This window comes from Stenotrophomonas africana (assembly GCF_013004645.1).
Classification (GTDB): Bacteria; Pseudomonadota; Gammaproteobacteria; order Xanthomonadales; family Xanthomonadaceae; genus Stenotrophomonas; species Stenotrophomonas africana.
The window spans coordinates 20,495-45,992 of record NZ_JABEME010000004.1 but is presented as its reverse complement, the minus strand read 5'-3'; the positions used below and the strand labels follow the sequence as shown (position 1 = coordinate 45,992).

Annotated in this window: 25 protein-coding genes; 13 read left to right on the top strand and 12 right to left on the bottom strand. The window is 62.6% G+C overall.

What is annotated here, in order from left to right:
* Window positions 1-71: 71 nt before the first annotated feature.
* From HLA98_RS08830 to HLA98_RS08810, 5 genes are all read right to left on the bottom strand, one after another.
* Window positions 72-998 carry an XVIPCD domain-containing protein gene (locus tag HLA98_RS08830; protein ID WP_057499944.1) on the bottom strand — a complete coding sequence of 309 codons (927 nt, stop codon included), beginning with the start codon at window positions 996-998 and terminating at the stop codon, window positions 72-74.
* A gap of 144 nt (window positions 999-1,142) precedes the next feature.
* Window positions 1,143-1,751, bottom strand: a complete 609-nt coding sequence (locus tag HLA98_RS08825) for a hypothetical protein (RefSeq protein WP_129550588.1) — start codon at window positions 1,749-1,751, stop codon at window positions 1,143-1,145.
* 73 nt (window positions 1,752-1,824) lie between these two features.
* Window positions 1,825-5,169 carry an XVIPCD domain-containing protein gene (locus HLA98_RS08820; protein WP_080392851.1) on the bottom strand — a complete coding sequence of 1,115 codons (3,345 nt, stop codon included), beginning with the start codon at window positions 5,167-5,169 and terminating at the stop codon, window positions 1,825-1,827.
* 37 nt (window positions 5,170-5,206) lie between these two features.
* Window positions 5,207-5,845, bottom strand: coding sequence for a DUF1629 domain-containing protein (locus HLA98_RS08815; RefSeq protein ID WP_057499941.1), 639 nt, complete (start codon window positions 5,843-5,845; stop codon window positions 5,207-5,209).
* Between the two features lie 408 nt (window positions 5,846-6,253).
* Window positions 6,254-6,895, bottom strand: coding sequence for a DUF1629 domain-containing protein (locus HLA98_RS08810; RefSeq protein WP_057499940.1), 642 nt, complete (start codon window positions 6,893-6,895; stop codon window positions 6,254-6,256).
* 195 nt (window positions 6,896-7,090) lie between these two features.
* Between HLA98_RS08810 and HLA98_RS08805 the strand changes: the two genes are divergently transcribed.
* The 6 genes from HLA98_RS08805 (at window position 7,091) to HLA98_RS08780 (ending at window position 11,818) form a co-directional block, all read left to right on the top strand.
* Window positions 7,091-7,306, top strand: a complete 216-nt coding sequence (locus HLA98_RS08805; RefSeq protein ID WP_170272467.1) for a hypothetical protein — start codon at window positions 7,091-7,093, stop codon at window positions 7,304-7,306.
* A gap of 486 nt (window positions 7,307-7,792) precedes the next feature.
* Window positions 7,793-8,161 (top strand): hypothetical protein, encoded by a 369-nt coding sequence (locus HLA98_RS08800; RefSeq protein ID WP_057499938.1) that lies wholly within the window; start codon window positions 7,793-7,795, stop codon window positions 8,159-8,161.
* 767 nt (window positions 8,162-8,928) lie between these two features.
* On the top strand, window positions 8,929-9,543 hold the full coding sequence (locus HLA98_RS21235; protein ID WP_232015482.1) for an HNH endonuclease: 615 nt from the start codon (window positions 8,929-8,931) through the stop codon (window positions 9,541-9,543).
* 122 nt (window positions 9,544-9,665) lie between these two features.
* Entirely contained in the window at window positions 9,666-9,896 is a 231-nt protein-coding gene (locus tag HLA98_RS21365) for a helix-turn-helix domain-containing protein (protein ID WP_160320751.1), read from the top strand.
* A 60-nt stretch (window positions 9,897-9,956) separates the two neighbouring features.
* Window positions 9,957-11,171 (top strand): DNA cytosine methyltransferase, encoded by a 1,215-nt coding sequence (locus tag HLA98_RS08785; protein WP_057499935.1) that lies wholly within the window; start codon window positions 9,957-9,959, stop codon window positions 11,169-11,171.
* Entirely contained in the window at window positions 11,168-11,818 is a 651-nt protein-coding gene (locus HLA98_RS08780) for an Eco29kI family restriction endonuclease (protein WP_057499934.1), read from the top strand. Before HLA98_RS08785 ends, HLA98_RS08780 begins: the two co-directional genes overlap by 4 nt.
* A gap of 116 nt (window positions 11,819-11,934) precedes the next feature.
* Here the strand turns inward: HLA98_RS08780 and HLA98_RS21450 are convergent, their stop codons facing one another.
* The 4 genes from HLA98_RS21450 to aceE all read right to left on the bottom strand — a co-directional run bounded on the left by HLA98_RS21450 (window position 11,935) and on the right by aceE (window position 17,280).
* Complete coding sequence (locus tag HLA98_RS21450; protein ID WP_080392849.1) at window positions 11,935-12,597, bottom strand: Eco29kI family restriction endonuclease; 663 nt, start codon at window positions 12,595-12,597, stop codon at window positions 11,935-11,937.
* 91 nt (window positions 12,598-12,688) lie between these two features.
* Complete coding sequence (locus tag HLA98_RS08770) at window positions 12,689-13,720, bottom strand: DUF262 domain-containing protein (RefSeq protein ID WP_080392848.1); 1,032 nt, start codon at window positions 13,718-13,720, stop codon at window positions 12,689-12,691.
* On the bottom strand, window positions 13,720-14,490 hold the full coding sequence (locus tag HLA98_RS08765; RefSeq protein ID WP_080392847.1) for an FRG domain-containing protein: 771 nt from the start codon (window positions 14,488-14,490) through the stop codon (window positions 13,720-13,722). The genes HLA98_RS08770 and HLA98_RS08765 overlap by 1 nt, the downstream gene beginning before the upstream one ends.
* 102 nt (window positions 14,491-14,592) lie before the next feature.
* Window positions 14,593-17,280: a pyruvate dehydrogenase (acetyl-transferring), homodimeric type gene (gene aceE, locus HLA98_RS08760; protein ID WP_012478970.1), complete on the bottom strand. Its 2,688-nt coding sequence runs from the start codon at window positions 17,278-17,280 to the stop codon at window positions 14,593-14,595.
* Between the two features lie 546 nt (window positions 17,281-17,826).
* On the opposite strand from aceE, the gene HLA98_RS08755 reads away from it, so the two are divergent.
* Together HLA98_RS08755 and HLA98_RS08750 are read left to right on the top strand one after the other, a co-directional pair.
* On the top strand, window positions 17,827-18,387 hold the full coding sequence (locus tag HLA98_RS08755) for a PadR family transcriptional regulator (RefSeq protein WP_057499933.1): 561 nt from the start codon (window positions 17,827-17,829) through the stop codon (window positions 18,385-18,387).
* A gap of 59 nt (window positions 18,388-18,446) precedes the next feature.
* Window positions 18,447-19,244: a siderophore-interacting protein gene (locus HLA98_RS08750; protein ID WP_057499932.1), complete on the top strand. Its 798-nt coding sequence runs from the start codon at window positions 18,447-18,449 to the stop codon at window positions 19,242-19,244.
* A gap of 125 nt (window positions 19,245-19,369) precedes the next feature.
* On the opposite strand, the gene HLA98_RS08745 is transcribed toward HLA98_RS08750, so the two are convergent.
* The gene (locus HLA98_RS08745) at window positions 19,370-20,203 is read right to left on the bottom strand and encodes a hypothetical protein (RefSeq protein WP_057499931.1); all 834 of its coding nucleotides are present in this window, start codon (window positions 20,201-20,203) and stop codon (window positions 19,370-19,372) included.
* 208 nt (window positions 20,204-20,411) lie between these two features.
* Here HLA98_RS08745 and HLA98_RS08740 point away from each other — a divergent pair, with 208 nt between their 5' ends.
* Window positions 20,412-20,813 carry a hypothetical protein gene (locus HLA98_RS08740; protein WP_057499930.1) on the top strand — a complete coding sequence of 134 codons (402 nt, stop codon included), beginning with the start codon at window positions 20,412-20,414 and terminating at the stop codon, window positions 20,811-20,813.
* Between the two features lie 282 nt (window positions 20,814-21,095).
* Here HLA98_RS08740 and HLA98_RS08735 read toward each other — a convergent pair whose 3' ends face one another.
* Together HLA98_RS08735 and HLA98_RS08730 are read right to left on the bottom strand one after the other, a co-directional pair.
* Window positions 21,096-21,803 carry a YceI family protein gene (locus HLA98_RS08735; RefSeq protein WP_080392846.1) on the bottom strand — a complete coding sequence of 236 codons (708 nt, stop codon included), beginning with the start codon at window positions 21,801-21,803 and terminating at the stop codon, window positions 21,096-21,098.
* Between the two features lie 75 nt (window positions 21,804-21,878).
* Entirely contained in the window at window positions 21,879-22,469 is a 591-nt protein-coding gene (locus HLA98_RS08730) for a malonic semialdehyde reductase (protein WP_049449362.1), read from the bottom strand.
* Window positions 22,470-22,590: 121 nt separating this feature from the next.
* Between HLA98_RS08730 and HLA98_RS08725 the strand changes: the two genes are divergently transcribed.
* From HLA98_RS08725 to HLA98_RS08710, 4 genes are all read left to right on the top strand, one after another.
* Window positions 22,591-23,586 carry a mitochondrial fission ELM1 family protein gene (locus HLA98_RS08725; protein ID WP_057499929.1) on the top strand — a complete coding sequence of 332 codons (996 nt, stop codon included), beginning with the start codon at window positions 22,591-22,593 and terminating at the stop codon, window positions 23,584-23,586.
* 245 nt (window positions 23,587-23,831) lie between these two features.
* Entirely contained in the window at window positions 23,832-24,062 is a 231-nt protein-coding gene (locus tag HLA98_RS08720; RefSeq protein ID WP_057499928.1) for a hypothetical protein, read from the top strand.
* 48 nt (window positions 24,063-24,110) lie between these two features.
* Window positions 24,111-24,962 (top strand): DUF2145 domain-containing protein, encoded by an 852-nt coding sequence (locus HLA98_RS08715; RefSeq protein ID WP_057499927.1) that lies wholly within the window; start codon window positions 24,111-24,113, stop codon window positions 24,960-24,962.
* A 19-nt stretch (window positions 24,963-24,981) separates the two neighbouring features.
* A complete protein-coding gene (locus HLA98_RS08710) occupies window positions 24,982-25,485 on the top strand; it encodes a hypothetical protein (protein WP_057499951.1) in 504 nt (167 codons plus the stop codon).
* Window positions 25,486-25,498: the final 13 nt, after the last annotated feature.

Genomic DNA, 25,498 nt, shown 5'->3' with positions numbered 1-25,498 from the left:
TGGGGTTGCGGGGGAATGGTAGCAGGTGGGGCGCGTGGCGTGCGCCGGCGCGCGTATGGCAGGCGCGCGGGTTACTGCTCCTTCAAGCGAAGCGAATCGGCCACATCGGTCTTGGCCGCCACTTCTGTAGCGATGCTGGCGCGGCGGTGCCCCGGGTCGTTGCGATCGCCCTGCACGATGAAGATGCTCTCGGCTGCATGACTGCTTTTTGTCGGCCGGCTGAGCAGCACGTGGTCCACCCGCGAGAGATTGTTCTGCTTGGCCAGCACCAGCAGGCTGGCGCTGATGCGCTGGCTGGCGGCATCGAACGGGCGACCATGCGCCGCATCCAGCTCGGCCACTTTCTGGATGAGCTGCGAGAACAGACGATGGTCTGGATGCGAGGGGTCCAGCAGCGTGCCGGCCACTTCGATCGGCGTCGGCGGCGGCTCATCGCTGGCGCGGTCGCCCTGGCGATGACGCTCGGCCTCGCGCTCGGGCATCCCGTGATGGGTTTCGGCATTCAGATCGCTGCCCGGGAACGGCGCGGCAATGCACTGTATTTCCGGCAGGTTGAACAGCACCGCGAACTCGCCCAGGTTGCTGCCGCCGTCCAGCGGGGCCGGCAGCGGATGCAAGCCGGCGTAGTGCAGCGCCGCCCAGACGAAATCGCTGCAGCGGTTGATGGTGGCCGGGCGATCGACATCGAACTCGAACTCGGCCGGTTCCTCGGCGAAATCACGCAGGCAGCCGTAATGCTCCGCGGTGATCTCCAGAGTGCGGCTGTAGTACGGGTCCAGATGCTCGTCGGCATCATCGTGGCGCACCTGCGCGTACTGCACGCCGGTGGGGGCTTCGCCCGGCGCGTGGCCCGGTGGTGCGAAGCCATAGCTGTGGGCCTCGTCGCCTGCTGCCACCTGCAGGTACATGTGGCCGCGCGGCGAAATGCCCCCGCTCTTCAGTGGGGTGCCGGGGGCGGCCAGGTACAGCGTTGCCGTGTAGCGTGTTGCCTGCTCCATGCCTGTTCAGCCTTGATGGGTGCTGCGGTCCTGGCCGGATGATGGCATAGGTGGGATGGGCGGTAGGTGGAGGACAAAGTTGGGGCCACGACTGGCATGCTGAATGTGTGAACCAGCCAGCAATCCAAGAAGCTGACTGCTTCGCTACTTGGGCCTGCGCAGGTAGGCAATCAGCAGTTCGGGGTGATACGGATCAAGCTGCGTCAGAGGCGAATGCAGTTGCACTTCAACCCGGTATCGGCCCGGCGAGGGATTGCGTGCCCATGCGAAGGCCAGCTGTGCGTAGGTATCACCGGGTCGTTCCAGCCCAGCATTCTGCAGCGCCAGTACGTCAGCATCGTCCAGCCACGCGCTGGTTACTCGACCATCGGCGGGGATGGGAATCGTCCGGGTAGGTTCCCCAATGATGGATTCCAGCCGGAGCAACGGCACGTCCGTCCATCCACTCGATTCCAGGCGCTCCATGGAGACGTTGGCCTGGAACCCGGATGCCTGAACATCGACCAGTGCCTCCAATGCCGCGATGTCGTCCGTACGATTGACCCGAATGCCGATCATGAGCGTCGGAGAGGAATTCCTGCTGGGAACATCCACATCGAATTCCACCGCCAATGGTTCATCCATTGACGAGGTGGGCATGGCGCGCACAAGCGGCACCAGATCCGGACGATGGGCCTCTGCGATCGAGCCTGCGTCGCGAGCCGCCTCGGGTCGGCACGCCGTAGCCAGAAGAACGAGCAGTCCAGCGAGCATGCAGATCCGGCGTTTTCCATGTGGCGTCATCTTCAGTCCTCCGTGCAGGTCGCCAGTGCAGCGCGTGCCTTGCTCATCCCCCGCTGGCCGCACGAATCTGTATGTCGTGCTGCACCCGCTGATCTTCCAGCTGCTGGTCCATCTGATCGGCAAGCGCACGCTGATGTGCTTCACGGCTGACCGCATCGAACTGCTGCAGTGATTCCTCCACCGGTGTCTGCGCCGCTATCTCGGTAGGCATCGCAGCGCGCTGATGGGCCGGATTGCTGGGCTCACCCTGCACCACGAACAGCGTGTGCCCAGCCGGGTGTTCACGCGTGGCGTTGCTCACTAGAACATGGTCCACCCGGTCCAGGTCGTTGTCCTTGGCCAGTACCAGAAGGCTGGCCGTCATGCGTTCGCTGACTTCGTCGAAGCTGCGGCCGTGCTTGGCGTCCAGCGCTTCCACGCCCTCGCGGATCTGCCGATACAGCGCATGATCGGGGTGGCCGGGCTGCGTGGGATCCTGCAGCGCCCGGTGCCGGCCCGATGGCTCATCCGGTGCGGGCGCGGCTGGCTCAGGGCCTGGCGCTGTCGTGGGCTCGGCAGGAACAGTGAAAGCCGCAGTGACGGGCTGGAGGTCATCCAATGGCGCCGGTTCGGGCTCTGGCACGTGTTGTGCCGCCTCCTGCTCCAAAGGCCATGGATCGCGCGCAGGCTCAGCAGGCAGCGGCTCCTTGAAGGGCACCGGTTCCACCTCCTGAACTGCCATGTCCTGCTTTGGCGTGGGAGCAACCGCAGGCACCGCGGCCATCCGCTCCGGCTCCGGTACCTGCTCTGTGCGCTGCGTGGGCATCGCCTGCGTTGCCGCATCCAGAGGCGCGGCGGCATGTGGCGTCGCGCGCTCAGGTGCGGCCGTGTGTGCCTGCATCGGCCCAGCGGGCTCCGGCGTCTGTGAAGCGGTACGGCTTTCGGTGGGCGCCTCGCTGTTTGGATGGGGCTGAGGTTGCGGCTCCGCCTCACGCCGCGGCGGATCCCGCTGCTCGGCGTGCCGTTGAGGCGCGGGCTTGTCCTGTGGCGCGGGCGTAGGTGGTGGTGCGACCGCTACCGCTGGCGTGACCGCTACCGCCGCAGGCGCAATGGGCTGCGCAGTCGCCGGCTCTTCGGGCCGCTCTTCCACGTTCCCGCCCTGCTCGGATGGCTTGTCGCCATGTGCCACCTGCGCGGCCGCTCGGGCAGCCTGCCCAGCATCCACCTGCGCAGCACCCAGCCGATTTGCCTCCTGCATTGCCTGCCGGTACGCCTCCTGCTCACCCGCCGACAGCGCTGCAATGCGCAGCTCGGGTGAGTCCGGCACCGGCGCCTGCTCATTGGCACGCGCCCGCACCTCATTCCATGCGGCCTGCAGCTCCTGCGTACTGGTGGTCGCGACGGCGCGCGCCACGCCATCCTGACCCACTTGGTAATGCGTGATGGGCCGGGAGGCGCCCGCGTTGCCCTCGGCTACAGGCCCCAGCTCCTGCAGCGTGGCCCCGGTTATGCCGTGCTGCTCGCGCGTGCGCGCCGTGGCCAGCGCAATGGCCTGCTCCCACGCCGGTGACAGCGCAACGCCCGCAGCGTAGTAGCTGTGGCGCAGCTCGTTCTGGTTCACCTCCGCCGCAGACGGCAGCGGCCGCGATTCCAATGCGGCAATAGTCTGGTTGAACTGATCGAGCGACGGCTGCTGGATGGTGCGGGTTAGTTCCAGCTCCAGCGCCATGTTCCCCTGCGCGATCTGGCCAGCGTGGTGCCATTGCCCTTCTTCATCGCGCTGGTAAAGCTGGTTGTCCGAGCCCTGGATGGCGTCGGGCCTGGCACGCGCCTGCTCCACCGCTTCCGGCACCAGCGGCACGAAGTCGCTGGCGCGGGTAGTGGCGTAGGTCTCCAGGTAGCTGGCGGCAATGGCGGCCTTGCCATTGGCGATGTTGTTCTCGATGCGCTGCACCGCCTCGCGATTCAACTCGTTGGCGCGCTCGGGGCTGGCGGTCTGCGTCTCATACACTCCCCGGTCGTTGGCGCCGGACACACCGATCTTGACCTGCCGGGTCCACTGCTCGGTCTGCGCATCGCGGTGCCAGTTGGGATTGTCCAGACGGCCCTCGCCGTCCTTCGCCGGGATGCTGAAAGGATCCTGCGGCGGCGGCGCCTTGCCCAGCGCCAGCTCTACCGCTTTTACGTGGGCGTATGCGCCCAGCTCGCGGGCCTTCTCGTAACTGGCACCCACACTGCGCTCAGCCGGATTGCCCAGGCCGTCGCCTGTGCTGTCCATAACCGCCTGGCGCTGCCAGTTGCGGCCATCGAACTGCCATGTGACATCGGCCTTGTCGGTCTGCCGGTAGACGGCGCGGTTGTCGAGCAGATCGGCGCCCTTGTCGAACGCCTTGCTCATCAGCAGCGCATCGCCCGCGACGATGGCCGCAGGGACGAAGCTGGAGGTGCCGATCACCGACGCGGTGGCCATGCCACCGACCCAGCCACCGCCGTTGCGCGCCAAGGCATGGGTGAGCTCGGACTGGGCGGCGGTGCCGTTGCCCTCTTCCAGCAACTGCGAGGTGCGGCGGGCGGTGATAACGGCGTCGGCGCCGGAGGCGAGCAGGCCGCCGGAGCGGATCAGTTGGCTGGTGGAGGCTTCGCCGAGGAGGATGCTGGTAGTTGCAAATCCTCGCTGACCTTGCGGAACGCGCAATGGGTCTGCCGCTTCCTTACCCAGAGCATTCTCAACTATCAGGACTCCCTCTGAGGATATGCTCAGCCTGCCACCGTGGTAGGCGCTGGAGATTGCCTCCGAAAGGCCTTGACGCTGCAACTCCGCTCCACCTCCACGTGTTAACGGATTGGGAGATGACTGAATGTGCCGGAGCGTGGCCACTACACGATGCTCCGAATGAGTAACACCCGCCCAGCCGCTATCGATCGGCGTGAAGCTCCTAAGCTGTTGAAGCTGGGGAGCGTTCAACTGGCCATAACGGGCTTCGTTGAAGAAGAAGCTCTGAACCTGTGGCCGAATATCGTCAGGCTTTAGACCATAGGGAGCGTTGGTGTAGAGATCACCATTGATCAGGCCGACCCGTACCGTGTCGCGCAGTGCCTCTACCCGCCCGGAAATCCGCGCCTGTGCCGCAGCGTCTCCGTTTAACGCGGCCACTCCGTCGGGCGTCTGCTCCAAGCGACGCAAACGTTGCAGGAGGCCGATCTGATAGTCGGCGATAGGGCCACCACTGTGCGGAGTGATTCCCAGCGTTTGAGCAAACGCCGGATCAGCCGGGAGAAAGATCCGATTCTCCGGGGCGTGGATATCAAAATGACCGGAGTCGGCGAGCATCCTGAGCAGTGGGCTACGCGCTAGCGTACGCTGCTCGATCGCGTGATGCTCTTGAAAGTCAGGTCCGTTGCGAGGCATCGATCAGGCTCCTTCCTGCTCAGCAGCTGCAACGCGGCTAGATATCTGCAGCGTCAATAAACCACATGCCATCGGCATCATTGTCAGTAGCCACGCCAGCGCTTTCCACTGCGTCTTTGAACACGTGGTCGCAAAAGACAGAGGCTGTATAAGGTGTCTTGAAGACGTGCGCCTGGCCGAGCGCGCCACGATCAAACGTCACACTTGCACCACCGCCAAGATCGTAGAACTTCCCGTTGATGAAATCTTCGGAGGTATCAATAAAGAGCTTGGAAGCACCTTCGTCCAACGCATCAACTACCCGGATCACAGTGCACAAGTAGCGGCGGTCGCCTTGGCTGCCATCTTCCAGCCGATAGTCAATCTCCGCAAAGGCAAAGGCGTGAGGATCAACGGAAATCATCACGTCATGCAGTCGTTTCGAGACGAGCCAGTATCCGCTGAATCCCGGCTCCAGATCCCGCGGCGGTGCGCCCATGCTGGGATTGAAAGCCAATCGCGGAACTTCGCGGAGTGGTGGAATGCCCCCCTCCTCTGGTAGCAGGATCATGCGGGGAGGAGACAGCAGACGATCCAGATTCTCGAAGACGACCCCGCATGCAGGGCCGCTGATTGCACCGGCCTCAAGGAGAAAGAACTCCCCCTTCCGGGGGCGATTAGCTGAGGTCGAATCCATGCGCTATCTCCATCTCATTCTGATTCCTGCACTGGACACAGCTTACCGGGGGCCGCTCACGGAGCAATACTCGCAATCCTAAAGATACGTGCTGAATGGGCATACTTCCTGTAACCCGGTCTGCAGCAGCCGGAAATCGGATGACAACAAGATCCATTACACGTAGATCACCCGTCCAATGGGAGCCCTTCACTCGGTCGTCATCGACAATAGCCAGGTCGGCTTGGACGACCACCCGCTGGGCTGCTACGCGGACCTTCCACCGCACGAGGCAGTCCTGGTGTTCGGCAGCAACTACGACGTGGAGCCGGACGATGGGCAGCGGCTACAGCCGGGCGTGCCTGACTGAACCGTGCGGCTGTTCAACACGTCGCAACTGGTTTGCCATCAGTTGTCTGCTCCCTAAGGTCAGATTGCCGCAGCGTCCACGAAGGAGATGCCGCTATCCCGAGGATTCGCGGGAAGCCCCGCCGCGTGAACTGCATCAACAAATTCGCGGCTCGCGATCACGAAGGTGCTGAATGGAGTCAGGAAGACATGCCCATCTCGCACCACCTCAGAGCGAATGGCCAGACTCGCCCCGCCTGCAATCGAATAGAACTTTCCGTTGACGAAGTCCTCATCGATCTCGATATCAAGCCTTGAATGCTCCTCGTCTATCGCGTCCAGTTCACGCATCACGTCGCACAGGAAACGCCGTGGCATAGGTGTGCCATCGGCCAGGCGGACATCACACTCAACAAAGTCGAACGCATGCGGATCCACGGATTTCATCACCTGCCACAGCCGTTCCGAGACGAGCCAGTAGCCGCTGAAGCCGCCCTCCAGATCACGTGGCTCAGGGCCCTTGAAAGCATCGAAGACGATGCGTGGCTTCTCGCGAAGCGCCGGGAAACCCCCATTGTCCGGGCGCAGAATGATGCGCGGTGGATCGAGCAACACCGACAGGTTCTCAACCTCGGCGCCCCGGAAAGGACGGCTGCTTTCCAGATCTGGTGAGAACAAGTAGAACTGGCCCGCTTGAGGGCCTTGGATGGGGCTTTGCTTCATCTCCTGCGTCCCTGGATTCGCTTCAATGACACCGCAGATGGAGCTTACCCCTCTTGGCATGGTCGTTTCGAGGCAGCGACAGGCTCACGGTTTCCGCTGATGCCGCCCAGTGATGACTGAGAGGCAGATTGTGCCCTCCATCGCATCCTCTGAGATGGAGGCAGACCATTCTCCCTCCCCCACTGGAGGATGCCCATGACCAAGATCGACCCCGCATGGCTGGAAGCCTTCGACAAGGAGCTCCTCCGCCTGTTCGCCATCGACCATCGCGATGCCGGCATGGATGAATACCTGCTGGGCTGCTACACAGACCTTCCGCCGCGTGAGGCTGCCCTGGCGTTCGGCAGCGACTACGACCTGGAGCGCGACGATGCACTGTGGCCACGGCCGGGCGTGGCGCTGCAAAGTTAAGCTGTGTCGCAATCGGCCCGCTGCACGTATCAGCTCGGCGGGCTAGGTGTCGCTTTTGGGATCCTACACGGCTGCAAACCGTACTTTTTGAAGCGCATTCGGGCGGTAGCTTAACAACGGCCCCAACCGCTGCACCGCAAGGGTTCTGTCGCGCGTGCGCCATGCAACAATGCCGTAAGCGTCAGCATTTGCGGCCTCTGCGGCCTACGGTTTCTTGGCATCTCGCAGCCATGCGAGTACACCTTGGCATGCCACCTCACACAGGGTGGCACGGGCGTCGAAAACCCGGTCAACAACCATGTGTTTGCGCTTGCCAGCCGGCGTCACGTTCGTGTGACGCCGGCTGGCAATCCGTTCGCGGTCCATGGCGGGCGGTGCGTGGGGGTCTTCGGACCCGCCGGATTGGTTGTTGACCGGTTTTCGAGCCTCGCATCGTCCGCCACTTTTATCGGTGGCGCTGCTGTCTGTCCTGTACGGAGCATTGCCATGAACACATCGGACTTCCGTTCCCTGCACGCGCAGTACGATCCGGACAACACCGAACCCGACCGCGAACGATCCATCGATCCCAACGCCTTCGTCGCCACGTTGCATCGCATCGGCACTGGTGCGGCTGCGGACGGCCAGCCTTGGCCGGAGCGGCATCAACTGCCTGGGCGTTGTCTTCAACTGGCGGATGCGGATTGCGCGCTGGCCGGGCTGCGCGTGGTGGCGGAGCTGATGTTGGCTGCGGAGCGGACTCGGCAGAACGGCGCGCCCGAGGAGTACCTCGGGGATCGGGTGATGGAAGGGTTGAAGATGGCGTGTGTGGCGTTGACCGCGCAAGTGGCTGAGCGGTTGCACGTGCGGGAGTAGCGCCCAAGGCTTGAACCTCAAAGCAATAGGCTGTGGGCTGTCGTCGCGGCCCCGTTGTCCGTTCGCCTCTGATCTGCAGGACTTCCAATGAAGTCTCTGACGTACGCAGTACTGTGCTTGGCAGCGCTGATTGGTTCAGCGCTCGCCCACTGCCACCTGCCCAAAGACGATTTGGAGCTGAAGATCTACCCCAAGCTCTCGGCTACCGAATTTGCTGTCATGCGCGAGGAGGCCCTAAGCCTAGCGGCTGAAGATGCAACGCTCGGCACCGGGCGCTTCGAAGCAAGGTACTTCGAGCTCACTTGCCGAGGCGAGCCCGCTCTGCTGGTGGACAACTCATCATCACAGTTGCTCATCCTAGGCTTCACAGGCCAAGCCAGTGAGACGCCTTGCGTTCAACCTCTACTCCAGCGCTGGAGTAGCCGACTACTTCCGGGCGATTAGGGCTTTGCAACTGAGCTCCACATACAAGACGCATCGAGGGGCCTGAACAGTCTGCGGTTTGCGCTGGCACACTACGCTCCTCCGCCTCAAGCCATTAGCGGCTCATTGTGTCGTTTACGGCATACTTTCCCCAGAACGCCACGTGCGGTCGCGGATAGGGGAAGGCTGTGAGTAGGTGGACTGAAGACGAATTGGCTGCTGCCGTTGAGGCGTATCGCCAAATGGAGGCCCGTCTTGCCAATGGATCAGCCCTTGAGAAGGCAAGGGTCTATCGGGAACTGGCCGCCCGCCACGGGCGTACGTCCAAGGCCTGGGAGTACCGCATGCAGAACATCTCCCACGTTCTGGATCAGGCAGGCAAGCCCTGGCTACCCGGGCTTCTTCCAGCATCGAACGTGGGTGCAAAGGTTGAGCCGAAACTTGCCAAGCTCCTCGGGCTTTCCGGTGAGACGCTCACGTCGGTCTCTGGTCCTACAAGAGGGCTGTTGCAGCAGGAGGCCAAAGCGGCAGAGGCATCTGGCAGTTTCTCCCCAACAGACGAGGTGGACGAGAGGCGGCGTGTGCTGGCAGCTATCGTTCGGCGCCGCGGGCAGCCTGCCTTCCGCAAGGCACTGCTGGACGCATACGGCGGTCGGTGTGCGATGACTGGGTGCGATGTGGTCGATGCGCTTGAGGCGGCCCACATCCGCCCCTATTCCGGCCAGTCGAGTAGCGTGGTCAGCAACGGTCTTCTGTTGCGCGCAGACGTTCATACCCTTTTTGACCTCTACCTTATCGCCGTGGACCCGACGTCCCTGCAGATGTCCCTGGCCCCTGCATTGCACCAATCAAGCTATAGCGACCTTGTCGGCAAGGAACTGGCGTCTCCAGTATCAGCGACACTTTCGGTCAGCCCTGACTCGCTAGCCTGGCACCGATCACAATGTGCCTGGGCGTAGGGCCCCCGCCTGGTTGTCTCAGCTCCTGAGACAGCAGAGGGAGATCCTTCCCGTCCGGATTTCACTTGCCTCACTTGACGTATAGATCAATAATTGAACCGTATCGAGTACGGAAGACGGGCGTGAAGACCCTCCAAGAACTAGGCTGTCAAGTAGCGGCTAGGCGTAAGCAGCTGGGCTTGAAGCAGATCGACGTAGCGAAGACCAGCGGCGTAACTGCTGAACTGCTTTCACGATTCGAAAGGGGTCGCCTTTCTGAGCTCGGCAGCAGAAAGCTGATTGCAGTGTTGTCGGCTTTGGGCATGGAAATCTCACTCAGCACGACGCCATCCTTCATTTCGGAAGAAGGATGATCGCGTCCAAGTCTATGTGGACCACTGGTCCAATCAAGAAAAATTCACTGGAGTATTGGAATGAGATCGGTTGAGCTTTTCGCAGGAGCCGGCGGTTTGGCCATGGGATGCGAAATTGCCGGTTTCGAGCACTTGGCCGTGGTCGAATGGGACAAGTGGGCATGTGACACGGTCCGCGAGAATCAACGGCGCGACTACCCCCTTGTTCGTGGATGGACCCTGCATGAAGGTGATGTCCGCTCGTTCGACTGGTCTTCCATCCCGCAGGACATTGAGCTTCTGGCTGGAGGACCACCCTGCCAGCCATTCTCCATTGGCGGCAAACACAAGGCGCATGAAGACGGACGGGATATGTTCCCGGCGACTGTCGAGATCATCAGGCAACTGCGACCGAAGGCCTTCATTGTTGAGAACGTGAAGGGGCTGACTCGCGCCAAGTTCGCGAACTACTTCCATTACATTCAACTGCAGTTGGAGTTCCCGGATGTCCCTCCCCGCAAGGACGAGGACTGGTCAGATCACCTGGCGCGCCTTCAGGTCGAGAAGACATCAGGCAAGCGGAAGGGGAAGGGCCACACTTACAATGTCATCCCTACGCTGGTAAATGCTGCGAACTTCGGTGTACCGCAGAAGCGTGAGCGTGTGTTCTTGGTGGGCTTCAGAGACGATCTTGGCGTGGAATGGTCGTTCCCGCATGAGACCCATAGCTATGACGCTCTTCTGCATGATCAATGGGTGACCGGGATCTACTGGAAACGTCACGGCATACGTCAACCCAAGATGCCCGCGAAGCTCGCAGCACGCGTTGCTAAGTTGCAGCAGTTCCGTACGATGCTGCCTACGCAAGCATGGCGGACGGTTCGAGACGCACTGCAAGGGCTTCCAGATCCGGAAGGTCGTGAGGCAAAGAAGTTTGCGAACCACATCCACCAGGCAGGTGCACGCTCCTACCCTGGACATACCGGTAGCCCTCTCGATCTGCCCGCAAAGACGCTCAAGGCCGGCGGTCATGGAGTGCCAGGCGGGGAGAACATGCTGGTGAAAGATGACGGCTCAGTGCGCTACTTCACGATCCGGGAGAGCGCTCGAATCCAGACGTTCCCCGATGGATTCCAGTTCCACGGGAGTTGGTCGGAAACCATGCGTCAGCTTGGGAATGCAGTCCCCGTGTTGCTGGGGCAGCGGGTCGCGGCAAGTGTTGCGGAGCAACTCGCGATTGCGGGACTGTCGCAAATCGCCAAGAATGAAGCAAACACCAAAAGAAAGCGCGCATGACGGCCAAAGTAATTCAATTCAATCCACTGGATAAGAAGAACCTCGGCGCGAGCGTTGCCGAGGCTCTGCTTACGAAGGAAGTGCATCCACTTGGCCAGCTTCCCCAGTTTGATGGTGCAGGCATTTATGCCATCTATTACACAGGCGACTTCGAAGCTTACGAGCAAATCGCCCGGCTCAACAACGATGGAAAGTTCATGCTACCCATCTACGTGGGGAAGGCTGTTCCAGCCGGCGCTCGTATGGGCGCAAGTACCGACGTTCCGCCTGGCAAGGTCCTCTTTAAGAGGCTTAAGGAGCACGGGGAAAGCATCAGGGCTGCGACGAACCTAAACATCGAGGACTTTTTTTGCCGATTCCTGGTTGTCGATGACATTTGGATCCCGCTCGGCGAGTCCCTCATCATCTCCCGTTTCACACCTGTGTGGAATTCACTGATTGATGGATTTGGAAACCATAACCCTGGGAAGGGCCGCCACGCCGGAATGCGGCCTAGGTGGGACGTCCTCCATCCCGGACGCGAATGGGCTCAGCGTCTTTCAGATCGGCCAGAGAGCCAGTCAAGAGTAGCGGAAGATGCTGCAACTTATTTAAAGGTTCTCCCAACCTGTCTATCAGACAAATTTATTGAGGCTAAAGGAGATTAATTTTTTCTCAATCGTAGAGTTAACTCATCGTGCAATAACTGCGATCACAGAAATCGCGCAACCAGGAAAAATATTGAATAATTGCAATCTCCACTCTTGGACCAGAGACCGGGCCGCTAGATAAATTTCCTTATCTTCTCAACCATGCGCGCGACCCGGGGATCCTCTCGACTCGAATTCACCTTTTCGACGCTTTCAGCCATCTGCTTGAGCGCAAGCGCTCTCCTCTCCAAATCGCCGGCTGGACGTCCTTTGCGACCTGGATGAAGCGAATCCCAAAGGGAGGCCACTTGCTCCTGTCGTCGTTTACCTACGACTTTACTTCCAAAGCCGATCCCATTCCATGCCGGCCTAAACGCTGCAATCAGCACAGACTCCGCCAAGTTAATATACGCATCGTCCAACACCAAGTATCGGCAGTGAAAGTCCTTCTCTCTGAGATCGAACTCGCCACAGCCAACAACCGACCTAATCGATTCCGCGTGATTTTTGAGGCGATTCCATATCCTGGCCTCAGTAGTTGGACTGGGATTAAACCCCTGCTTCGCGTTCTCCCTGGCCGCGCTTCCGATGTAAATGGGGTATCGGAGCCCACCTTCACCACCATCTCGACATACTATGCCTGCATACGCCGGATGCGGACCTGAGTAATAAATGGCGTAGACCCCAGCTCCAGGAAATTTAGCAGGGGGAAGCGGACAGATGTCCTGCTCCAGAAGCTCAACCGCCAGAGTTACGCCAATATTATTGACGTCCAACGGATTAAATGACTCTACCATCCCTCCCCCTGAATAAAATAATCATCTAAGGCGCTAGAGAAAACCTTCTCCCATACTAATATATGGCACCTTAGATTCGAATCAGCTCGACTCAACCTGAAAATTCCGAAACGAATTTCTGAAGAATATTGAACCTAGTTCGATAGGTATGCTCATCATTTGCGCTTCGTGAAGCCAGATTGTACGCCGCAACGTCTTTTCTATTCGGATTAGCTCGCCGAAATTTCTCGAAGTGATCAATGCAATCTCGGGCACTAAAGCCGCTCGCATTTTCCACACCACTTCGATAAATCCAGTAATAGACCGGCAGATTGCCAGACGATCGCAAGAGGCTGTCGCTTGCATAAAACTCGATCGACATTTGCCGCAGAACAGAACGCGCGCGTTTAAATGCCCGCTCAAAACTCTGCTCGGTAAGGATAGCTTCAGCCGCGAACCTATCGAGCGTGGCCTTCTTTGTATCTACGAAGTCCTCCCGATGCTCCAGGAGGAGTATCTTCGCGGCAACGTTCTCATGTTGCTTGCGAGAATTGCTAAATGATACGCATCGAGAGAAAAATTTGTGATCGGCTAGGCTCTTGATATAACCAGGGACCGCACCGAGCATCGCGCTACGGACTTCAGCGCCCGTAAGTGGCTTGCTTCTGTTTAGCCTCACAAACAGATCATTAATCCTGCTTTCTTGATCAGTGATCACCGACATAACCGAGAGAGGAAAGGCTTCAATTCTCGCTAGTATCCTTGGATGCTTTTCTCTCAGCTCCACGACATCAAGGCCGGCAAGCCTTACAGAAGGATCAGCAAAATACACAGAGTCCTTGCCCAGCCGAAATTTCCCATCCAAGAAGCCGAAGATTGCTTCCAGCCGCTGCCTACCATCAATCACTGCGTACGGTTTACCAGACTTGTTGAGCTTGCTCCCGGAGTAACTGAAATCAGCGATGTAGAACTTGGGAACGTCGTATCCGTTGATTATTGAATCAATCAGATAGGCTCGATCCGCAACACCCCATACTCCTGATTTCCTTTGGTACGCAGGAGAAAAATCAATCTGGTCCCGCTCTGCATACCACCACGATATGCTACTGGATGAGAATGGGCGGACAACAAAGACGTTTTCCATCACTGAAATCCAAATGTAGTTTTAATTTCGGTACCAAGTCCCGAGAGATCCGGATAGACCACAGAATGCGTGTACCCTATTCGCAACAAGTTTCCGTGCAGGAATTGCTTCCTTGCAGCGGGAACCTTCAAACAAACCAACGAGTCTTCTGCATAGGCCTTCTTTTCCATACTCTCTGTCGATCTGCAGAACATGACGAAGTTTCCTCGCTGGGCGGTGATTCGACTATTCGTGTGATTTCCGAGAATCGCGATTGGGTCAGATGGAGCAAAATCGCCTCCGGGATCCTTAAGAAACTCCGCAGCCTGAGGCATAGTCGGATCTGGGACACGGTCCAACCGCTCATTATTTAAGGCCCTTTTATTCCATGCAACAGGATCAAGCATCCAAACGCAAGCGTCTGCTTCTGGACGACTACTGGAAAGAGCAAAGTACAGTGCGATGTATGGGTTTTCAGTCCAATCCAGCAGCCGGGTAGGTACACCATAGTGCTGTTGAAGAAACAACCAATCGAAGTCAGTCGCCGGCGTTGACTTCAAAAATGGCGCACTTGTCTGCAGAAACCTGGACTTGAGTCGCAATTCGAACGTCAAGGCATTCGACGGATCTGCAACCACGTCCGGGTGTCTCATAAGGCTTGGAACCAGCTCGTAGACGGGGTGATTCCCTGATCCTCGGAACCATCGCGGTCCGGTGCTTTGCGCCAACCATTCTTCCACTGAGCTCATTAGCTCAGACAGAGAATTGATTTCTATCTCTTTCGCCGACATCCCGCTCCCCTGTGGTCCTTTTCCGTTGGACTCTCGCGGCCGCGACTCCGGCAGCAATGCTGCCGGAGTCGCATTTCCTCTAGGTAACGCTCTTAATCTCAATCAAACCCCAACGGGATTAGCCTTCTCCGGATCAATCTTGTACTGCTTGATCGCCCGGGCCACATCCTTTGCGGTCATCTTCCCTTCCTTCGCCAGCGCCGCAATCGCGGCATGCGCGATGTAGTAGCGGTCCACTTCAAAGAACCGACGCAGGTTCGCACGCGTATCCGAGCGACCAAACCCATCCGTACCCAGCACCGTATAAGACATCGGCACGAACGCGCGAATCTGGTCCGCATACGCACGCACGTAGTCGGTGGCGGCAATCGCCGGACCCTGGCGGCCTTCCAGCAGCTCGGTCACGTAGGCCTTGCGCTGCTCACCTTCCGGATGCAGGCGGTTGGCACGTTCCACGTCGAAACCATCGCGACGCAGTTCGTTGAAGCTCGGGCAGCTCCAGATATCGGCGGTCACGCCGAAGTCCTTGTCCAGCAGCTCGGCAGCAGCAATGGCTTCGCGCAGGATGGTGCCCGAACCCAGCAGCTGCACGCGCAGCTCGCCCTTCTTCGGCTTGCCGGCGTCGGTCAGCAGGTACATGCCCTTGACGATGCCTTCGGCCGCGCCTTCCGGCATTTCCGGGTGGGTGTAGTTCTCGTTCATCAGGGTGACGTAGTAGTACTCGTCCACCTGGTCTTCCATCATGCGCTTGGTGCCGTGCTGCAGGATCACCGTCACTTCGAAGCCGAAGGTCGGGTCGTAGCTGCGCACGTTCGGGATGCCACCGGCCACCAGATGGCTGAAGCCATCTTCGTGCTGCAGGCCTTCACCGTTCAGCGTGGTGCGGCCGGCGGTGCCACCGAGCAGGAAGCCGCGGGTACGCATGTCGGCGGCCTGCCAGGCGATGTCGCCCACGCGCTGGAAGCCGAACATCGAGTAGTAGATGTAGAACGGCAACATCGGCACATTGCTGACCGAGTAACTGGTACCGGCCGCCATCCACGAGCTGATCGCGCCCGGCTCGCTGATGCCCTGCTGCAGCACCTGGCCGCTCTGGTCTTCGCGGTAGAACATCAGCTGGTCGGCGTCGACCGGCTTGTACTTCTGGCCGAACGGCGCGTAGATGCCGATCTGGCGGAACAGGCCTTCCATGCCGAAGGTACGGGCTTCATCGGCCACGATCGGCACGATGTGCGGGCCCAGTTCCTTGTCGCGCAGGGTGATGTTCAGGCTCTGCACGAAGGCCATGGTGGTGGAGTAGCTGCGCTCGCCGCTGCTCTTCAGCAGGCGCTCGTAGGCTTCCAGCTTCGGCGCCACGAAGGTCTTGTCGGCCTTGCGGCGGCGCTGCGGCAGGTAACCGCCCAGCGCGGCACGGCGTTCCTGCAGGTACTGCACTTCCGGCGAATCCGGGCCGGGGTGGTAGAACGGCACCTGGCCGTCGGCCAGCTGCGCGTCGGTCACCGGAATGTTGAAGCGGTCGCGGAAGTGGCGCACCGCTTCGTCGTCCAGCTTCTTGGTCTGGTGGGTCGGGTTCAGTGCCTCACCGGCGCTGCCCATGCCGTAACCCTTCACGGTCTTGGCCAGGATGACGGTCGGCATGCCCTTGGTGTTCACGGCCTGGTGGTAGGCGGCGTACACCTTGTGCGGGTCGTGGCCACCACGGTTCAGGCGCCAGATGTCGTCGTCGGAAAGGCCGGCGACCATCGCGGCGGTTTCCGGGTACTTGCCGAAGAAATGCTCGCGGGTATACGCGCCGCCGAAGGCCTTGCAGTTCTGGTATTCGCCGTCGACGGTTTCCATCATCAGCTTCTTCAGGACGCCATTGGTGTCCTTGGCCAGCAGGGCATCCCAGTAACCGCCCCACAGCAGCTTGATCACGTTCCAGCCGCCGCCACGGAACACGCCTTCCAGTTCCTGGATGATCTTGCCGTTGCCGCGCACCGGGCCGTCCAGGCGCTGCAGGTTGCAGTTCACCACGAAGATCAGGTTGTCCAGGCCTTCACGGCCGGCCAGGGCGATGGCACCCAGGGTTTCCGGCTCGTCGCTCTCGCCGTCGCCGATGAAGCACCACACCTTGCGGTCGGACTTCTCGATCAGGCCACGGTTTTCCAGGTAGCGCATGAACTGCGCCTGGTAGATGGCGGCCAGCGGGCCCAGGCCCATCGACACGGTCGGGGTCTGCCAGTAGTCCGGCATCAGCCACGGGTGCGGGTACGAGGACAGGCCACCGCCGTCCACTTCCATGCGGAACTTGTCCAGCTGCTCTTCGCTGATGCGGCCTTCCAGGAAGGAACGCGCGTAGATGCCCGGGGCGCTGTGGCCCTGGATGAACAGCAGGTCGCCCGGGTGGTTTTCGCTCGGGGCGCGCCAGAAGTGGTTGAAGCCCACGTCGTACAGGGTGGCGCCGGAGGCGAACGAGGCGATGTGGCCGCCCAGGTCACCCGGCTTGCGGTTGGCGCGGACCACGGTGGCCATCGCGTTCCAGCGGATGATCGAACGGATGCGCCATTCCAGCTCGGCATTGCCCGGGCTCTTGGCCTCGAACTGCGGTTCGATGGTGTTGACGTATTCGGTGGTGGGAGAGAACGGCAGGTAGGCGCCCGAACGACGGGTCAGTTCCACCATGCCTTCCAGCAGCTGATGCGCGCGCTCGGAGCCCTCGACATCAATAACGGCCTTCAACGACTCGATCCACTCCTGGGTTTCCACAGGATTCGGGTCGTTGTTCAGCACCTCGTTCAACCAGTTCATTAGCGCTCCCATAACCGCACGCACGCGCGCGACTGTTGTATAGATTTCTAGACCGCAAAGTGTAGCGCACCAAGGGCTTTCGTCACTTGGCTACGCAGGCGTATGGATGCAACCGGCCAGTGTCCGCAAGGGGCTTGCCGGGCCCGCTGAAGGCCCTGCGGCGGGCCTTGGTGGCTGCACGGGCTGTCGCTTGCGGGCCGCTGCGCCCATGTGCAGGACGCAGTGTTACCGCTGCCGATGACGGTTGTAGGGCAGCGCCACGCCCACCTGTATCGGCTGCGCGTGCCGGCGCTGAACCGGCGACAACGTGTCGCACCTGCCTCTGGATCTGTGGGGGCAGCGGGCCCAGGGTGGGCCGTGAGTGATGGGCCTGACGGCCCTGCTCCCTTCCACGGTTTCGCCGGGGCGCCCTGCAAGGGGCGCCCCTTTTGCCGTGGGCACGCGGCCGGCCGTGGCCCAAAACAGAGCGGCTTGTGGCCGGATCGGTGATTGTCGTCTTCGATATATCGATATATCGTTTTCACACTCGTTTACCGATATATCGAAATGAGCCGCACCGCTTCTCCCAGAGCCCGTTCCACCCATTCGGAAGTGCCGCGCCGCAACGGCCAGCCGCGGGTGCTCAGCCGCGGCGACCTGCGCCTGCTGGTGCTGGCCCTGATCGGCGAGCAACCCCGCCATGGCTACGAGCTGATGCAGCTGATCAGCAACCAGTTCATGCAGGCCTACACGCCCAGCGCCGGCACCATGTACCCGCTGCTGGCCAGCTTCGAGCAGGCCGGTTGGATCGAGGCCGAGGAAGTGGACGGCAAGCGGATCTTCCGCATCACCGCCGCCGGCGAGTTCGAGCTGAAGGTGCAGCGCACCCAGGTGCGCCTGGCACAGCGGCGTGCCTTCGACCGCGCCCGCGAGATCACCAAGGCCTCGCTGCCGCCGCCGCTGGCCGGTGCCCTGCGCGAGTTCAAGCGGGCGCTGGTGCATCACCACGGCCGCTGGGCCGAGGGCGAAGCGGAAGAAGTGGCGACGCTGCTGACGCGGGCGTCTGCCCTGCTCAACGGTACGGCCGGTAGCGAGGCATCACCGCTTTCAACGACCCAGCCAGACTGAATCCAGCCAGGTCTCCCCTACGCCGCGCGCCCCCGCGCGACACCTTTACAGGTAACCCCATGACCGAACATAACAACACGCGCCTGCGCCTGGATGTGCGCTTCCGTGAACTGACCGTGCTGCGCACCGAAGAAGTCACCCCGCACATGCGCCGCGTGGTGCTGGGCGGCGACGCGCTGGCCGGCTTCGATTCGCCCGGCGCCGACGACCACATCAAGCTGTTCTTCCCCAACGCTGCGGGCGAGATGGTGCTGCCGGTGCTGACCGCCGAAGGCCGCAGCTACCCGGACGGCAAGGAGCCCTCGCCCGCCCGCGACTACACCCCGCGCTGGTGGGACCACGAGACCGGCGAGCTGGCCATCGACTTCGTGCTGCACGACCAGGGCATTGCCGGGCCGTGGGCCGAACGCGCGCAGCCGGGCGACGTGCTGGTAATCGGTGGCCCGCGCGGTTCGTTCGTGGTGGCCGACAGCTACGACGCCTATGTGCTGATCGGCGATGAAACCGCGCTGCCGGCCATCGCCCGCTGGCTGGACGTGCTGCCGGACGGTGCCGAGGTGCAGGCCTTCATTGAAGTGAGCGACGAGGCCGAACGCCAGGACCTGCCGCAGTACGAGAACGTGCGCATCCACTGGCTGGAGCGCAACGGCTTCCCGGCAGCAAGCAGCACGCTGCTGGAAGACATGCTGACCGACTTCGAGGCACCGGACGGCGATGTCTTCTACTGGATCGCCACCGAATCGCGCCGCGCCCGGATGATGCGCAAGTTCATCGAAGGCCATCTGGGCGTGCCGCGCGACTGGATCCGCTCGACCGGCTACTGGAAGGCGCACCCGGACGAAACCGACGGCGATTGACCGGGCAGCCGGTGGATGCGGACCCTGCTTGGTGGGTGCGGACCGTTGGTCCGCATGCCCTTGATTGTGTAGAGCCGAGCCCACGCTCGGCTGCTCTCCGCTCGGCCACCGATGGACCCATCGCGCTATGCGCGATGAGCCGAGCATGGGCTCGGCTCTACAGGAGTGACCGCGACCGGCGGCTTGGCCACCTGCCCCGCCCACCCGAACCGCTGCGCGGCCCAGATCTCCAGCGCCACCAGCAGCGCGATGATCAGCAGCGGCAACAGCAACCCGAAATACACGCCGGGCATCATGCCGTTGATCTGCGCCTTCACCAGCCGCAGCACGCCACGGGTGTGCAGCAGCTCATTCACATGCATGGTCAGCGCCTCACGCACCACCTTGGGCTCCAGGCCGACCGTGCCGGCCTTGTCCACCAGCGTGTCTTCCACCATGCCGCGCAGCAGGCCTTCGCGCACCTTGCCGATCACCCAACCGGTGCCGCGCGCCAACGGGCCGTTGCCAAGACGATCAAGACCGGGCAACGGATGTTCGCTGAGATAGGCCGAGGCGATGGTGTCGGCCACATCGCCCACCGTGCCCTCGCTGCGCAATGCCTCGCGCATGCGCGGGTCGTCCAGCGAGTCGGTGAAGCCTTCGCTCCAGCCTTCCACCAGGGTCTGCAGGTGCGGCTGGAAATGATCGAGCTGCTTGAACAGCGCGCGGTGCGCACCGGCGGTGAAGCCCAACTGCAGCCCGAAGAAGGCGGTGGCCAGCGGCAGCAGCACCACGTAGCTGGCCAGCAGCCAGTGATGCCAGCGCTTGCGCCGCTGCAACCAACCCCGGCGGTGCAGCCAGCGCCAGCCGAGGATGCCCAGCGCCAGGCCAAACAACGTGCCGAGCAGGCTGCCGCCCACTAGGTCGAGCAGGCTCAGGCCCGACCAGAATTCGTTCAACCAGTACTGCGCGTCCTGCATGGGTCTTCCTTCCGTGGATGAAAAGCGGGCCATTGTAGAGCCGAGCCCATGCTCGGCTGCTCTTCGTTCCGCGATCGGTGAACCCTCGCGCTGCGCGCGATGAGCCGAGCGTGGGCTCGGCTCTACAGGTATTCCGCCGCCCGGTTCAACGCGTCAGCCGCCAACCAATGCGACAATCGCGCTCCTTTCCTGCAGCAACGAGGCCCACATGGCCAAACTGACCCTGGCCAGCGTGGACGCGCTGCGTACCCGCTTTGCCGATGACGCCGCCTGCGATGCGGCACTGGCCGCCTTCGCCGACACCGCTGCGTTGCGCGCGCCGCTGCGTGAGCTGGTGGAGGCACAGCACCGCTACCTGCAGGCCGAATTCGAAGTGGCGCAGGTGGCCGATGTACTGCGCCGCGACCAGAAGTACGCGCCGGTGGGCCGGCCTTCGGTGCACATCGTGCAGCTGCGCAAGCAGCAGGCCGCGACCAAGCAGGCGGCGCTGATCGCACGCCAGGTGGTGGCGCAGGCCGCGCAGACCTTCGTGCGCGTGAGCGGCATGACGGTGAAGGCCAAGCAGAGCCCGAGCGAAGCATGCGTGGCATGGTTGGGCGCGTTGCGCTGAGCGCGCTGCGCACGATGTGATGGAACTGACCAGCGCGTGATGGAACCGACCAGCGCGTGACCGAACCGACCAGCGGTAGAGTCGACTGTTAGTCGACTATCGCGCGCAGCGCGGGGTTTCGGCATCCCGCGAAGAGCAGTCGACTAACAGTCGACTCTACCAAGGCAGGTTTTCCGCGCAGTGCGGAGTTCCCACGCGCCATCGACGCGGATTGCAATCCCAAAAAGAAGGCCCGCTTTTCAGCGGGCCTTCTGCCTTCTCACGACGAGTGAGTTGGATACATCAAGCCGCCGGCTTTTCGCCGGTGGCTTCGGTGGTGATGCGGATCTTCACTTCATCGCTGACGTTCGGGGCATAGGCGCCGACGCCGAAATCGCTGCGCTTCAGGGTGGCGGTGGCATCGAAGCCAGCCGCCGGAACCTTGGCCATCGGGTGCTCGCCGCCGCCGTTGACGGTGACGTCCAGGGTGACCGGCTTGGTGATGCCCTTGATGGTCAGGTCACCGGTGACGGTCAGCTTGTTGGTGCCGGCCGCTTCCACCTTGGTGCTCTTGAAGGTGGCATCGGCGAACTTGGCGGCGTCGAAGAAGTCGGCGCTCTTCAGGTGCTCGTCGAACTTGGCGGTGAAGCTGTTCAGGCCGCTCAGCGGCAGCTTCACTTCCACGGTGGACTTGGTCACGTCTTCGGCGTTGTACACCAGGGTGCCTTCGACGTTGCCGAAGTGCGCGCTGGGGTTGGAGAAGCCGAAGTGGCTCCACTGCGCCAGCACGTCGGTGTGGCTCGGGTCCAGCTTGTAGGTGCCCGAGGCGATCTTGATCGCTTCGGCGGCCGGCGCAGCAGCAGCGGCATCGGCGGCCGGGGTGGCAGCCTGCTCGGTGGTGGCCGGGGCCGCGGCATCGGCAGCCGGGGCAGCGGTGTCGGCCGGCTTGGAGCAGGCGGCGATGGCCAGGGTCAGGGCCAGCGGCAGCAGCAGTTTACGGGTGGCGCTCATCTCAGGAACTCTCCGGATCGTAGGGTGGGGACAACAGGGGCCGCCAAGGTGACGGCCCGAAACCGATACAGCGACTTACGCGATGCGCGCCGCTTCGTCGAACGACAGGCGCGGCAGACGCGGGAACAGGCCCGCCGGGTCACCGTAACCCAGGTTGACCAGGAAATTCGACTTGATGGAGGTGCCGGCGAAGAAGGCTTCGTCCACCTTGGCCGCATCGAAGCCCGACATCGGGCCGGCATCCAGGCCCAGCGCGCGCGCGGCCAGGATCAGGTAGGCGCCCTGCAGGCTGCCGTTGCGGAGGGCGGCTTCGTGGCGGCCTTCCTGCGGGCCATCGAACCAGGCCTTGGCATCGGTGTGCGGGAACAGGTACGGCAGCTTCTCGTGGAAGTCCAGGTCGAAGCCGATGATGGCGGTGACCGGGGCAGCCATGGTCTTGTCGTGGTTGCCTTCGGACAGGGCCGGGGCCAGCTTGGCCTTGGCTTCCTTCGAGGTGACGAAGACGAAGCGGGCCGGCGTGGTGTTGGCAGCCGTCGGGCCCCACTTCACCAGGTCGTACAGTTCCTGCAGCAAGCTGGCCGGGACCGGCTTGTCGAGGAAAGCGTTCTGGGTGCGGGCCGTACGGAACAGCTGGTCGAGGGCAGCAGCGTCGAGCGCGTGGGACATCGGTGGATCTCCAGGGCGGCGAAGGGAAGGTCAGTGCCCGCGGGCGGCGCGGGGCGAATCGACGAGCCGCAGTGTAGAGTGTCGCGACTGTTGCAACACCCAGCAGGGCTGAAACGAATTAATGCCACAGGTGAAACGATCGAGTGCGCCCTGGACGGTCACGGACGGCCGTGCGGGCAATGTCCGCCAGGCGGTCGCGCTGGCCTCTGCGCTGCGCCAGGGCACCCATCGGCCGCTGGTCCTGCAGCCCCGCGCACCCTGGCGCTGGCTGTCGCCGCGGCGGCTGCCCGCTGATGTGAACGGCTACGGCGAGGCCTTCACGACACTGGCGGCCGAGGCGCCGCCGCTGGCGATCGGCTGTGGCCGTCAGGCCGCTGGCGCGCTGCGTGTGCTGCGCGCGCGTGGCAGCCAGGTGGTGCAGATCCTCGACCCGCGCATCAACGCCCGCCACTGGGATGTGGTGGTGGTGCCCGAACACGATGCCCTGCGTGGCAGCAACGTGTTGACCCTGCTCGGCAGCCTCAACCCGGTGGACGATGACTGGCTGGCCTGGGGCCGCGCCGCGTTCGCAGGCTTCAGCACCCTGCCCGGCCCGCGCACCGCGCTGCTGGTGGGCGGGCCGACGCCGCTGGCGCCTTGGGATGAGACCGCGATGGTGGGCGTGTTCCGGGCACTGGCCGAGCAGATCCGCAGCGAGGGCGGCAGCCTGCTGGCCACCACCTCGCGACGCACGCCGCCGGCGCTGGCCGAGATTCTGCGAGCGACCTTCGCCGACCTGCCGCACGTGATCTGGGGCGATGGCGGCGACGGTACGAATCCTTACGGCGGCCTGCTCGGCTGGGCCAACCGCGTGGTGGTCTCGCCCGATTCGGTGAACCTGCTGTCCGAAGCCTGCGCCACGCGCATGCCGGTGATGGTGGCGCTGGCCGATACCGCGCAAGGCCGGTTGGCGCGCTTCCAGCAGCAGCTGCGCGAGCGCGGGCGGCTGCAGGCGCACTGGCTGGACTGGCAGTACGACCGCATCGAGCCATTGCGCGAGACCGCGCGGGTGGCGGCGGAACTGAAAGCGCGGCTTGGCTTTTCGCAAGAGCCCGGGAAAAGAGCGAAGGAGTTGTAGAGTCGACTGTTAGTCGACTACCGCGCGCAGCGCGGGGTTTTCAGCCATACCGCCAACGGCAGTCGACTAACAGTCGACTCTACCCCGCCGTGGCCCAAGCCCCTCCGCCGTGGCCCAGCGCCCAACATGGCCCAAGCCCCCCGCCGGGTCCGGCCCTCCGTTACCCCGATGCGCAGCGATTTCTGAACATTTCGATCCGCCCGCACCGTTAGAGTCCAGCCTCCCCCATCACGCTGAACGTCTTCATGCGCACCCTGCTCCTGCTGCCCCTGGCCCTGCTCGCTGCCTGCTCCACCTCGCCCACCGAGCTGGATCCGATTTCCTACCAGTGCCAGCAGCAGCTGGATGCATACCGCGAGCAGCCGGCGCTGCGAGATCCGAAGACGGGCGAACGCCCGCCGCTGCCGATCGCGCCGATCAGCGAAGCCTGCGACCGCGAGCTCAAGCGCAAGGGCGTGGACCGTCCGCTGCGCTGAGCAGCGTATGATCGGCGCGCGGGCCTGCCCGCCGCTGAAGGTACCGACATGGATCGTTTTTCCCGACTGCCCCGCGCCGTGCTGCTGATCGCCAGCCTGCTGGTGACTGCACCGGCCTGGGCCAACAGCACCGAATGCCGCGAGCGCTACCCGAGCGTGGCCGCGCAGGCGGCGATGCTGGACGTGGCCTGGACCACCGCCGAGCGTCTCGATGCGCTGCCCGATGTGGACGTGGTGGTGGCCGCACGCGGTGGCCAGGACCTGAGCCGCTACGGCCTGCGCCACAGCCACCTGGCGTTCCTGCTGCGCGAAGACGACGGCCGCTGGCGCGCGATGCACCTGCTCAACCGCTGCAAGACCGACAGCTCGCAGCTGTACCACGAAGGGCTGGGCAACTTCGTCGGCGAGAGCGGTGGCCATACCGACCTGCGCATCGGCGTGCCGTCGGCACCGTTGCGTGCGGCACTGCGGGCGATGCTGGTGTCACCCTCGATCCAGCCCAAGGCGCTGCACGAAACCAGGTACAACGTGGTTGCCTACCCGTTCGCAACCGACTACCAGAACTCCAACCAGTGGGTGCTGGAAGTATTGGCCGCGGCGATGGCGCAGACCGAAGGCGCGCCGGCCATCGTCAAGCGCGAACAGGCGCAGCAGTGGCTGCGCCAGCAGAAGTACCAGCCCAGCGTGCTGCATATCGGCCTCGGCAAGCGCGTGGGTGCGCGCCTGTTCGTGGCCAATGCCACCACCACCGACCATCCGGCCGGCGAACGCATCTCCGGCAACTATTCGGTGGTGACGGTGGAATCGGTGTTCGATTTCCTGCACCAGCGCAGCCAGCTGCAGCAGGAACTGGTGATCCCCCATGTGCCAGTGGCCGGTGCTGCTGCCGCCACGCCCTGAATCCCGCGAGGAGAACGACATGCGTCCGCTGCTACCTTCCCTAATGTCGATGGTGTTCGTCGCCAGCCTGTTCGCCGCGAATGCCGCCCATGCCGAACGCCGCATCGTGATCATCCATGACCCGGGTCCGCAGGGGCCAAGCCTCGAGATGTCCACGCAGATGGTCACCTCGGCACGTGCGGCTGCAGCGCAGGAAGCGCAGGATGCGGCCGATGCGGGTCGCCCGTTGGCCCGTCAGCAGCAGATCAAGCTGCCGCAGATGGAGGTGAGCGCCATCGCCACCACCGTCGACGGCCGCCGCGAAGTGCTGCTGCGTGATGCCAACAACCCGCAGAACACCGCCTCGATGCAGTACCCGCGCGGCATCGGCGATCCCGCCGTGCAGTTCACCGTGGGCCAGACCGTGAACTTCGAGCCCACTGGCAACGACCAGGGCTGGCAGCTGAAGGACAACCAGGGTCGCCCGCTGGAATACCTGCCCGAGGCCACCGGCCCGCGCGACATCTTCGATACCCGGCGCTGAGCCGCCGTCCCCA

Coding starts and splice junctions, on each gene's coding strand:
- HLA98_RS08730 (WP_049449362.1), bottom strand. CDS start 22,469: ATGTCCCACGCGCTCGACGCTGCTGCCCTCGACCAGCTGTTCCGTACG.
- HLA98_RS08820 (WP_080392851.1), bottom strand. CDS start 5,169: ATGCCTCGCAACGGACCTGACTTTCAAGAGCATCACGCGATCGAGCAG.
- HLA98_RS08720 (WP_057499928.1), top strand. CDS start 23,832: ATGCGCACCCTGCTCCTGCTGCCCCTGGCCCTGCTCGCTGCCTGCTCC.
- HLA98_RS08800 (WP_057499938.1), top strand. CDS start 7,793: ATGAACACATCGGACTTCCGTTCCCTGCACGCGCAGTACGATCCGGAC.
- HLA98_RS08725 (WP_057499929.1), top strand. CDS start 22,591: ATGCCACAGGTGAAACGATCGAGTGCGCCCTGGACGGTCACGGACGGC.
- HLA98_RS08810 (WP_057499940.1), bottom strand. CDS start 6,895: ATGAAGCAAAGCCCCATCCAAGGCCCTCAAGCGGGCCAGTTCTACTTG.
- HLA98_RS08755 (WP_057499933.1), top strand. CDS start 17,827: ATGAGCCGCACCGCTTCTCCCAGAGCCCGTTCCACCCATTCGGAAGTG.
- HLA98_RS08715 (WP_057499927.1), top strand. CDS start 24,111: ATGGATCGTTTTTCCCGACTGCCCCGCGCCGTGCTGCTGATCGCCAGC.
- HLA98_RS08780 (WP_057499934.1), top strand. CDS start 11,168: ATGACGGCCAAAGTAATTCAATTCAATCCACTGGATAAGAAGAACCTC.
- HLA98_RS21450 (WP_080392849.1), bottom strand. CDS start 12,597: ATGGTAGAGTCATTTAATCCGTTGGACGTCAATAATATTGGCGTAACT.
- HLA98_RS08785 (WP_057499935.1), top strand. CDS start 9,957: ATGAGATCGGTTGAGCTTTTCGCAGGAGCCGGCGGTTTGGCCATGGGA.
- HLA98_RS08745 (WP_057499931.1), bottom strand. CDS start 20,203: ATGCAGGACGCGCAGTACTGGTTGAACGAATTCTGGTCGGGCCTGAGC.
- HLA98_RS08765 (WP_080392847.1), bottom strand. CDS start 14,490: ATGTCGGCGAAAGAGATAGAAATCAATTCTCTGTCTGAGCTAATGAGC.
- HLA98_RS08710 (WP_057499951.1), top strand. CDS start 24,982: ATGCGTCCGCTGCTACCTTCCCTAATGTCGATGGTGTTCGTCGCCAGC.
- HLA98_RS08815 (WP_057499941.1), bottom strand. CDS start 5,845: ATGGATTCGACCTCAGCTAATCGCCCCCGGAAGGGGGAGTTCTTTCTC.
- HLA98_RS08740 (WP_057499930.1), top strand. CDS start 20,412: ATGGCCAAACTGACCCTGGCCAGCGTGGACGCGCTGCGTACCCGCTTT.
- HLA98_RS08750 (WP_057499932.1), top strand. CDS start 18,447: ATGACCGAACATAACAACACGCGCCTGCGCCTGGATGTGCGCTTCCGT.
- HLA98_RS08830 (WP_057499944.1), bottom strand. CDS start 998: ATGGAGCAGGCAACACGCTACACGGCAACGCTGTACCTGGCCGCCCCC.
- HLA98_RS08770 (WP_080392848.1), bottom strand. CDS start 13,720: ATGGAAAACGTCTTTGTTGTCCGCCCATTCTCATCCAGTAGCATATCG.
- HLA98_RS08805 (WP_170272467.1), top strand. CDS start 7,091: ATGACCAAGATCGACCCCGCATGGCTGGAAGCCTTCGACAAGGAGCTC.
- HLA98_RS08825 (WP_129550588.1), bottom strand. CDS start 1,751: ATGCTCGCTGGACTGCTCGTTCTTCTGGCTACGGCGTGCCGACCCGAG.
- HLA98_RS21235 (WP_232015482.1), top strand. CDS start 8,929: ATGCAGAACATCTCCCACGTTCTGGATCAGGCAGGCAAGCCCTGGCTA.
- aceE (WP_012478970.1), bottom strand. CDS start 17,280: ATGAACTGGTTGAACGAGGTGCTGAACAACGACCCGAATCCTGTGGAA.
- HLA98_RS08735 (WP_080392846.1), bottom strand. CDS start 21,803: ATGAGCGCCACCCGTAAACTGCTGCTGCCGCTGGCCCTGACCCTGGCC.